General features: G+C 63.5%; 7 protein-coding genes, 1 tRNA gene and 1 pseudogene. 6 read left to right on the top strand and 3 right to left on the bottom strand.

The features are described from left to right. Positions 1–454, top strand: a pseudogene (locus tag C487_RS12905) (ISH3 family transposase); the annotation flags it as partial. A 680-nt stretch (positions 455–1,134) separates the two neighbouring features. On the opposite strand, the gene C487_RS20670 reads toward C487_RS12905, so the two are convergent. Then, the gene (locus C487_RS20670; protein ID WP_161605716.1) at positions 1,135–1,500 is read right to left on the bottom strand and encodes a hypothetical protein; all 366 of its coding nucleotides are present in this window, start codon (positions 1,498–1,500) and stop codon (positions 1,135–1,137) included. Positions 1,501–1,896: 396 nt separating this feature from the next. After that, positions 1,897–1,971 (bottom strand) — tRNA-Val (locus tag C487_RS12900). A 188-nt stretch (positions 1,972–2,159) separates the two neighbouring features. On the opposite strand from C487_RS12900, the gene trpD reads away from it, so the two are divergent. Genes trpD through trpG form a run of 4 tightly spaced genes read left to right on the top strand, consistent with a single transcriptional unit; the run spans position 2,160 to position 6,155 of the window. Further along, positions 2,160–3,176, top strand: coding sequence for an anthranilate phosphoribosyltransferase (gene trpD / locus C487_RS12895; protein ID WP_006186226.1), 1,017 nt, complete (start codon positions 2,160–2,162; stop codon positions 3,174–3,176). Then, a complete protein-coding gene (locus C487_RS12890) occupies positions 3,173–3,823 on the top strand; it encodes a phosphoribosylanthranilate isomerase (protein WP_006186225.1) in 651 nt (216 codons plus the stop codon). Before trpD ends, C487_RS12890 begins: the two co-directional genes overlap by 4 nt. Positions 3,824–3,825: 2 nt before the next feature. After that, positions 3,826–5,514 (top strand): anthranilate synthase component I, encoded by a 1,689-nt coding sequence (gene trpE / locus C487_RS12885; protein ID WP_006186224.1) that lies wholly within the window; start codon positions 3,826–3,828, stop codon positions 5,512–5,514. Next, positions 5,511–6,155: an anthranilate synthase component II gene (gene trpG / locus C487_RS12880; protein ID WP_006186223.1), complete on the top strand. Its 645-nt coding sequence runs from the start codon at positions 5,511–5,513 to the stop codon at positions 6,153–6,155. Before trpE ends, trpG begins: the two co-directional genes overlap by 4 nt. Before the next feature lie 93 nt (positions 6,156–6,248). Here the strand turns inward: trpG and C487_RS12875 are convergent, their stop codons facing one another. Further along, positions 6,249–6,434, bottom strand: coding sequence for a hypothetical protein (locus C487_RS12875; RefSeq protein ID WP_006186222.1), 186 nt, complete (start codon positions 6,432–6,434; stop codon positions 6,249–6,251). Positions 6,435–6,849: 415 nt separating this feature from the next. On the opposite strand from C487_RS12875, the gene C487_RS12870 reads away from it, so the two are divergent. Then, positions 6,850–9,975, top strand: coding sequence for an adenosylcobalamin-dependent ribonucleoside-diphosphate reductase (locus C487_RS12870; protein WP_006186221.1), 3,126 nt, complete (start codon positions 6,850–6,852; stop codon positions 9,973–9,975). Positions 9,976–10,009: the final 34 nt, after the last annotated feature.

Below are 10,009 nucleotides of genomic sequence, written 5' to 3'. Positions count from 1 at the left end.
CACGACGTCCTATGGCGAACACGAGTGGACCGTCGAATTTCCGGTGATGATCGACTGTACCTACAAGAATGGTCGATACGATGAGCATGGGGTGGCGCGTCACGGCTACGCCGTCGACGCGCCGTTCATCGACGAGCCACGACAGGCTCGATCCCACTACAGCAAACGCTTCGGGATCGAAGCGAGCTATCGCCTCTCCGAGTCAACGATTATCTCGACGACAACGCAAGATCCCACGAGACGGCTGTTGTTCGTTGTTCTCAGCCTCCTGATTCAGAATGTCTGGCGGTTCTTGCACTGGGAGTACGTGGCGACGCCCCGCCGAGGCGGGCGTCGCCTCTGGTGGTGGCCCTTCGAAGAGTTCATCGATATGGTGACCCGGGCAGCGTGGACGGCCCTCGCAGTGCGTCGGTCCGTCCCCGCGAATCGTCCACCGGACGACCGGTTTCACCGGGAACTAGTAATCGAGTACGCCTTGCCGATCAGTGGCAACGCCGTCGCTGTCGGCGGCGATTGCCGCCGACGCGACGGCTTCCCGTCTCTCGTCGTCGGAATGGATCTTCAGAACACAAATCCAGCTTTGGTTCGTCGGTAACTCACGATCCAGCATCAGTTAGCTCCGGATGCTTTGTGAGGTACTGANGGAATGGATCTTCAGAACACAAATCCAGCTTTGGTTCGTCGGTAACTCACGATCCAGCATCAGTTAGCTCCGGATGCTTTGTGAGGTACTGATTCTTGCTTCAGATCACGTCGAGGGACGTGTTCCACGTCAAATTCGGCGATGGTATTAATTACTGCATCAATGTCCGAGTCGGACGGCCCATCCGTAATCATTTCCTGCACATTCAGTACTTTCACTAACCAGATGTAAAAATTTAGTTTAGTAAGTCTTTGCAGCATTTAATCATAATATATAAATGTAGATATTTCAAAAAAGAATTATGTCGTTCCAGATTTCCACCTGCGAGGCAGGCTGTGCCCCTGCCTGCAACACGAACGACTGACACACCACCTTTCACCTCCCCCACGGCTTGAAGGGTCGAAAACGCGCTCATCGCGTCAGACAAACCATTCACCTCCCCACCGGTCCCACACCCCCACTCCACCAATTCAAGTGTTAGCCAGATACGTTCACAGCCTTCTTCCTTCTCTTCTCGCTCTTCGTTCCCTCTTCTCCTCGGTCCTGTTGATAGCGTCCTCGATCATCTGTTCCCGATCCCGTTTCCGCTTCCGTGCTGACAGCCGTGAGGTAACAACCCTGCCAATAACCGCCGTCCCAATTGCTATCCACAAACGCCCAATATACGCAAGATAGATCGGTATTAGTTGAACAAGAAATGCATCAAGCACCCCAATTACCTCTGCATCAACATCCGTGTATAGCCAATAAATCCGATCAGGGATACGTGATCTAATATGCCTGTTACCCCAGTTACGCACTTTCAACCGCCACCCCAGAACCCATGACCGAATCTTCCAAATCGGGTCATCCATCATCTCAGTTATACTGCCATTCCTGCACGGGAACAAAAAGAACACCATAATCCCCAGAACACTCGCGCAACAGTATTCGTTGAGAGGGTTCTACGACTGGCGCGACAAACACTCATCGCGGGCCATGTGCCCGCCCCCGCGCCGTTGGCGCGGGCATGCGCTTAGTTATGGAATCCAACAAGAGCGACCCATCAGACAGTCCTAACTGAACCTACATATATAAGACAAATGTTAAGGAATTGCCCGATCTCCTTAGCTGATAACCACGGGACAGTGGCCTGACCGGACACGACCGTTGCCACTCCCAATGAAGCCAAAGACGAGATCGACACGTCTCTACACGGAAACCACCAGAAGGAAGCCCAATTAGGATTCATTGATGCGGAAGCGGAAGAAAAGTGGGTTGGAGCAGATTTGAACTGCCGGCCTCCTCCATGTCAAGGAGGTGTCGTAACCAGACTAGACCACCAACCCTGGTTTGGCTTTCGTCCGTGGCTCGCGTCGCCACGCTTTCTGACTGCACTCGTTCGTTGCTCCCCACACCAATTGAAGGTTTCGAATCGGCCGCCGTGCGGGAGTCGGAACCACGCACACGGTCGACACGCTTAAGACGATGTACTGATTTGGGCATTACAAGACAACTACGTACATTGGTGTGCACTATGCAGGAATACGTCGAACGAGTCACGGACGGGGAGGATCTCACGCAATCGGACGCTCGAGCGGCTTCGACGGCCGTTTTCGAGGGCGCGACGGAGGCACAGATCGGCGCGCTGCTGGCGGCACTGCGCGCGAAAGGAGAGACGGAAGCCGAGATCGCGGGCTTTGCCGAAGGGATGCGCGACGCGGCCAGAACGATCACGCCCGACCGGGAGCCGTTGGTCGATACCTGCGGCACCGGCGGTGACGATTACGATACGATCAACGTCTCGACGACGAGCGCGATCGTCGCGGCCGGTGCGGGGGTCCCGGTCGCCAAGCACGGCAATTACTCCGTTTCCTCCTCGTCGGGCAGTGCGGACGTCTTGGAGGAAGTCGGCGTCACCGTCGAAGCTGAACCGCCGGCCGTCGAGGAGGCCATCGAGGACGACGGCATCGGGTTCATGCTCGCGCCGGTGTTTCACCCGGCGATGAAGGCCGTCATCGGCCCGCGCAAGGAACTGGGCATGCGGACGATCTTCAACGTCCTCGGACCGCTCACGAACCCCGCCGGGGCGGACGCACAGGTCGTCGGCGTCTACGACCCGGACCTCGTCCCCGTGCTCGCGGATGCCCTCTCTCGCATGGCCATCGAGCGCGCGCTGGTCGTCCACGGCGCGGGAACCGACGAGATCGCAATTCACGGCGAGACGGTCGTCGCGGAGGTCGACGGCGATACCGTCACCGAATACGCGCTCGAGCCGGCCGCACTCGGTCTCGCGGAACACGACATCGCGGCCATTTCCGGCGGCTCGCCGGCGGACAACGCCGACGACATGCGCGGCATCGTCGCGGGTGACGTGACCGGCGCGAAACGCGAGGTCATCCTCGCGAACGCCGGCGCGGCGATCTACGTCGCCGGCGAGGCCCGCTCGCTCGAGGCCGGAGTCGACGCGGCCCGGGAGGCGATCGACTCCGGCGCGGCGGCCCGAAAGCTCGAGCGACTCCGCGGCGCGACGGCACGGGCGGGGGGACAATGACGCGGGTCAAGATCTGCGGACTGACCAGCGAGGCCGATCTCGAGGCCGCGATCGATGCGGGCGCGGACGCGATCGGGCTCATTTGCGACGTCTCGGTCGACACGCCCCGTGAGGTCTCGATCGAACGGGCCGCGGCGCTCGCGGCGGCCACCCCGCCGTTCGTGACGAGCGTCCTCGTGACGATGCCGGCCGGCCCCGAGGAAGCGATCGAACTGGTCGAGACGATCGAACCCGACGCGATTCAGATTCACAGCGACATCCGGACCGGCGACCTCGCGTACCTGCGCGCGAACCTCGAGACGGACCTCCTGCTCGCGGTCGACGCCGACGACGCGGCGACCGCGGAGACCTACGACGACATCGTCGACGGCCTTATCGTCGACACGCCGGGCGAGGGCGGGGGCGGCGGCACCGGACGAACCCACGACTGGGATCGGACTCGACTGGCCGCTGCCGACCTCGAGTCGCCGCTGATCCTCGCGGGCGGCTTGACGCCCGACAACGTCGGCGATGCGGTCCGCACCGTCGATCCCTTCGCGGTCGACGTCGCGAGCGGCGTGGAAAAACGCGGCGGGGTCAAAGACGCCGACGCCGTCCGATCGTTCGTCGATCGCGCCAAGAACGCCCGCAGACCGGCGGAGCCGTAACCGTGACCGAACACGACTCCGACTCGGTGCCGGCCGACCGGCCCGCGTTCGACGTCGATCGGGAAACCTTCCGCGACTACGCGGGCACGAGCGCGGACCGGGCGGATCGACCCGCCGTCGTCCACACCGTCGCGACGCTCGAGATCGAGACGACGCCGCTGGCCGCCTACGCCGCGCTCACCGGTCGCTCCGAGGCGATCGATCGCGAGCGGTCGCCGTACGCCTTCCTGCTCGAGAGCGCGGAGAAGACCGCCTCGAGCGACCCGGATGGAGCGTTCCGACCCAGCGCTGCGGGGATCGAACGGCACGCGCGATACTCCTACGTCGGGTACGACCCCGAGGCCGTCGTGACGGTCGAATCCGGCACGGCCACTGTCGACGCGCTGTCAGACGACGCGCCCCTCGAGTCGATTCGGACGGACGCCGAGGGTGACACCGTCGACGCGCTTCGGGCCGCGATGCCGGACGTGCGCCTCGAGAACGCGCCCGATCACGACCGCCAGCAGCTGGACGGCGGACTCGTCGGCTTCCTCGCCTACGACGCCGTCTACGATCTCTGGCTCGAGGAAGTCGGCTGCGAGCGGCCCGACTCGCGGTTCCCCGACGCGCAGTTCCTGCTGACGACGAAGACGCTCACCTTCGACGAGCGCGATGGGACGGTCTCGCTGGTCTGTACGCCGGTCATCGAGGCCGACGACGATCCGGACGAGGTGTACGACGCGCTCGAGACGGAAGCCGCCGCCGTCGCGGCGACGCTGCGCGAGGCCGACGAGCCACGGACCAACGGCTTCACCCGCGACGGCGAGCGTGCCGGACCCAAAGCGGAGTACGAGGAGAGCGTCCGGCGGGCCAAAGAACACGTCCTCGATGGGGACATCTACCAGGGCGTCGTCTCCAGAACGCGAGAGCTCTCCGGCGACATCGATCCCATGGGCTTCTACGAGGCGATGCGGGACGTGAACCCGTCGCCGTACATGTACCTGCTCGACCACGACGATCTCACCGTCGTCGGGGCCAGCCCCGAGACCCTGATCTCGGTGCGCGGGCGCGAAGTCATGTCGAACCCGATCGCGGGCACCTGTGACCGGGGCTCGAGTCCCGTCGAGGACCGTCGATTGGCGGGCGAGATGCTGGCGGACGGAAAGGAGCGCGCCGAACACACGATGCTGGTCGATCTCGCGCGCAACGATGTTCGGCGCGTCTCGGAGCCGGGATCGGTCCGCGTCGACGAGTTCATGAACGTCCTCAAGTACAGCCACGTTCAGCACATCGAGTCGACCGTGACCGGAACGTTGGCCGACGACTCGGACGGGTTCGACGCGACTCGAGCCGCCTTCCCCGCGGGAACGCTCTCGGGAGCCCCGAAGATCCGGGCGATGGAGATCATCGACGACCTGGAGTCCGAACCGCGAGGGCTCTACGGTGGCGGCGTGGGCTACTACTCGTGGACCGGCGATACGGATTTCGCGATCGTCATTCGGACTGCAACCGTTGAGGACGAAGGCTCGTGGGATCGAATCACGGTCCGGGCCGGCGCGGGGCTGGTCGCGGACAGCGACCCCACCGCGGAGTACGAGGAGACCGAACAGAAGATGGGAGGCGTCCTCGCGGCCCTCGAGGAGATCGACCGCCCGGCAGCGGAGCAGCCGACCGACGACGACCCAGACGCGACGGCGGAGGTGAGCCGATGAGCACTACGGGGACCGAGCGCGATACGGACGCGGCGGCGGATCGCAGCGATGTGGACCCGATCACGGTCCTGTTCATCGACAACTACGACTCGTTCACGTACAACCTCGTCGAGTACGTCAGTCAGCAGGCCGGCACCGAGACCGCGGTGCTGAAAAACACTGCCTCGCTCGCGGACGTCCGCGCCGTCGACCCCGATGCGATCGTCATCAGCCCCGGTCCCGGTCACCCGAAGAACGACCGCGATGTCGGCGTGACGATGGCCGTACTGCGGGACTGCTCGCCAGAGATACCGACGCTCGGGATCTGTCTCGGTCTCGAGGCCGCCGTCTACGAGTACGGCGGGACCGTCGGCCGCGCGCCGGACCCGATCCACGGGAAGGCCTCCGCGGTCGATCACGACGGCGAGGGAGTCTTCGCGGGCCTCGAGCAGGGCTTTCGGGCGGGCCGCTATCACTCGCTCGTCGCGACCGCGGTCCCGGACTGTTTCACGGTCTCGGCGACCGCCGAACACGGGGAGGAGACGCTCGTCATGGGCGTCCGCCACGAGACGTTTCCCCTCGAGTGCGTACAGTTCCATCCCGAGAGCGTCCTCACGGCGAACGGCCACGACGTGATCGAGAACTTCCTTTCGCGGGTCTGATGTGACCCCTCTCGGGTCGTCATCGAGACGGGGAGCGAAAAACAGCGGGTCCGACCCCGCGCCGGTAGTCGGTCACCGGCCGCGCCGGTCTCGTTAGACGCCGGGGAGCAACTCGAGTTGCCCGACCGCGTAGAGAGCCGCGAGAACGACTGCAGCGACGATACCGACTCGAACGGCGAGTTTGATCGCGATTCGGAGCGCGATGACGGCGACCGCGAAGGCGGCGAGTAGGGCCAACACCAGCAGGATCGGTGGTGCCGACGTTAGTACATCGAACATACGCCAGTTCCCACGCCCCAGGGACGTAACCTTTCTGGATATCGTGACTGATCCGCAGCGACGACTGACTCTCGAGAAACTATTGGCGAACGAAAAAATCAGGGGATTGCGACCCCATCTCGTCGGTTACAGTCACTTTCAGTCCGGTCTGAAAATCGTTAAGACGGTCCGCGACGTAGCTATCGTTGACCACACAGGCGGCCGTTTCGGCGGTCGTGGGAGAATGGATCACGATAGGTTACAGAGACATCTCTACAACCCTATTTGTACTACTACAAGAAAAGTAGGACAACAACACCACGTTTTATGATGGATGCATGAATACCGAACCTTCGTCACGAATGATGAGCGCACGGAACCCGAGCCACGCCAGAATCGACGCGCGGAAGCGGTATAGCGACGGGGTGACCCGCACATGAGCGATGCCGAGCTTTCCGCGGCGGATCTCACTCTCCCGATCAAACGCTCCGACGGGGAGACTCTCGAGGAGCGGTTGACCGACAACGCGTACAACAACATTCTCCCGGCCCGCTATCTCCGGAAGGACGCAGACGGCGAACTGATCGAGACACAGGAGGACCTCTTCGATCGCGTGGGGAAGAACATCGCCCTCGCGGAAGCCGTCTACGAAGCCGACAAGCAGGATCGCGAGATCACGGTCACGCCCGACCAGCTCAAGCCCGACCACCCGCGCCGGGACGAACTCGCTGCGGACGTCTTCGGCGAGGGCGTCACAGCCGACGACGACGACGCCGAGACGACGCTCACCGAGCGCAACGTCAACAAGTTCGCCTACGAAACCGTCGTCCCCGAACTCCCCGCCGAAGTACGCGACCACGTCGAGGACGTCGCCGACACCTTTACCGACGGGATGGAGTCGCTTTCCTTTATGCCGAACTCGCCGACCCTGATGAACGCGGGCGACGAACTGCAGCAGCTCTCGGCCTGTTTCGTTATGTCGCCCGACGACGACCTCTCGGACATCCACGAGACCGCCAAGAAGGCCGCGGAAGTCTTCCAGTCCGGCGGCGGCGTCGGCTACGGCTTCTGGCAGCTGCGTCCCTACGGCGACTCGGTCGGCTCGACCGGCGGCATCGCCTCCGGGCCGATCACCTTCATGCGGACCTACGACCAGCTCTGTGAGACCATCGCCCAGGGCGGGACCCGCCGAGGTGCCCAGATGGGCATCATGCGCGTCTCCCATCCCGACGTCATCGAGTTCATCCACGCCAAGAACAAGGACGTCTCGCTGGCCCACACGCTGCGACTGAACGACCCGGACGACTACACCTACACCACCTTCTCGGAAGCACTCGAGGAAGCCCGGGACCTGATCGACGAGGACGGCCGCGTGCCCAAACACCTGCGCAACGCCGTCGAGGGCCATCTCTCGAACTTCAACATCTCCGTCGGCGTCACCGACGACTTCATGGAGGCCGTCCGGAACGGCGAGGAGTACACCTTCACCAACCCGCGGACCGAAGAACCCCACATCGCCACCGAGGAGACCAAAGAGATGTACAGCCGCTACGACCTCGGCGAGCACGTCGAGGTCGGCGAACCGCTCTCGGTCCCCGCCGAACTCGTCTGGGAGCGCATCGTTCAGGGTGCCCACGAGAACGGCGAACCCGGCGTGATCTACCTCGAGCGAGTCAACAAGGAACACTCCTTCGACATCGAGGAACAGGACGACCACCGGATGCTCGCGACCAACCCCTGCGGCGAGCAGCCCTTGGAGGAGTACGAGGCCTGTAACCTCGGCCACATCAACCTCTCGACGCTGGCCGACCTGGACGCCCCCGACTGGCGCGTCTGGGCCGACGAGCACGGCGACGAATACGACTCGCAGGAAGCGGCCGTCGCGGCCTTCCTCGAGGAGGCCATCGACTTCGAGGAGTTCGACGAGCGCATCGAGTACGGCACGCGCTTCCTCGAGAACGTCGTCACGATGTCGGACTTCCCGGTCGAGGAGATCGAGGAGAAGGTCCGTGACATGCGCAAGATCGGCCTCGGCGTCATGGGGCTAGCCCAGCTGTACGTCCAGCTCGGGATCAAGTACGGCAGCGACGAAGGGAACGAAGTCGCCCGCCAGCTGATGACCCACATCAACCACGGCGCGAAGGCAAAGAGCCACGAACTCGCCGAAGAGCGCGGCTCGTTCAACGACTGGGACGAGTCGAAGTACGCGGACCCGACCGCGTACCGCGAGTGGTTCGAGCGCCAGACCGGCGAGGACGCCGACGACTGGGCGGACGGCTTCCCGATCCGCAACCACAACGTCACGACCATCGCCCCGACCGGCACGACCTCGATGGTCGGCAACACGACGGGCGGCTGTGAACCCATCTACAACGTCGCCTACTACAAGAACGTCACCGACGACGTGCAGGGCGACGAGATGCTCGTCGAGTTCGACGACTACTTCCTCCGGACGCTCGAGGCCAACGACATCGATGTCGACGCGGTCAAGGAGGAGGCCCAAGAACAGATGGCGACGAACCAGTTCGACGGCGTCGAGGGCCTCTCGACCGTGCCGGACGCGATCGGTGAACTGTTCGTCATCACGTCGGACCTCTCGGCGAAACAGCACGCGGCAGTGCAGTGTGCCTGCCAGAAGGGCGTCGACTCCGCCATTTCGAAGACGGTCAACGCGCCAAACGACTCCACGCTCGAGGACGCAAAGGAGGTCTTCGAGTGGGTCTACGAGAACGGCGGCAAGGGCGTCACCTACTACCGCGATGGCACCCGCAGCAAGCAGGTGCTGACGACCCGCGCGGACAACGCCGACTTCGCCGACGAAACCGAAGCCGCGCAGGCCCTGGTCGAGCAGATCGACGAGATTTTCGGCGGTCTCGAGGCCTTCCTCGAGAGCGACGAGGTCCGGGACGTTCTCGAAGCGGACGTCGGCTCGCTGGCCGACGACGATCGCCAGCCGGTCGAGATCGACTTCACCGAAAAGCGCGAGCGACCGGACGCCTTACAGGGCGTCAGCCAGCGCATCGATACCGGCTACGGGAAGATCTACGTGACGATCAACGAGGACCCCGAGACCGGCCAGCCGTTCGAACTGTTCGCGAACATCGGCCACTCGGGCGGCTTCACGAACTCCTTTACCGAGGCGCTGGCGAAGGTCATCTCGACCTCGCTGCGCTCGGGCGTCGATCCCGAGGAGATCGTCGACGAACTCTGCGGAACCCGATCGCCGAAAGTCGCCTGGGACAAGGGCGAGCAGATTCAGTCCATCCCGGACGCCATCGGCACCGCGATGCGCCGCTACCTCGACGGCGAGATCGACAAACCCTACCCGAAACAGCAGACGCTCGAGGAGTCGGCCGACGCCGAAATCGCCGACTACGACGGTCCCCAGACCGACGGCGGCGCGTCCGCCACACAGGGCGGTACGCCCGCTGACGCCGACGATACGACCCAGGACCTCATCGACGCCGGCGAGTCGCCGGAGTGTCCCGACTGCGGCTCGATGACGTTGTACTTCTCCGAAGGCTGCAAGACGTGCGAGTCCTGTGGCTGGAGCGAGTGCTGAGCGCTGACTGAGGCCGTTTCGACGCCGCTTTTCC

Origin of the sequence: Natrinema pallidum DSM 3751 (assembly GCF_000337615.1) — an archaeon.
GTDB lineage: Archaea > Halobacteriota > Halobacteria > Halobacteriales > Natrialbaceae > Natrinema > Natrinema pallidum.
This window is presented reverse-complemented; position numbering and strand designations above follow the sequence as displayed.

Coding starts and splice junctions, on each gene's coding strand:
- trpG (WP_006186223.1), top strand. CDS start 5,511: ATGAGCACTACGGGGACCGAGCGCGATACGGACGCGGCGGCGGATCGC.
- C487_RS12890 (WP_006186225.1), top strand. CDS start 3,173: ATGACGCGGGTCAAGATCTGCGGACTGACCAGCGAGGCCGATCTCGAG.
- trpD (WP_006186226.1), top strand. CDS start 2,160: ATGCAGGAATACGTCGAACGAGTCACGGACGGGGAGGATCTCACGCAA.
- C487_RS12870 (WP_006186221.1), top strand. CDS start 6,850: ATGAGCGATGCCGAGCTTTCCGCGGCGGATCTCACTCTCCCGATCAAA.
- C487_RS20670 (WP_161605716.1), bottom strand. CDS start 1,500: ATGATGGATGACCCGATTTGGAAGATTCGGTCATGGGTTCTGGGGTGG.
- C487_RS12875 (WP_006186222.1), bottom strand. CDS start 6,434: ATGTTCGATGTACTAACGTCGGCACCACCGATCCTGCTGGTGTTGGCC.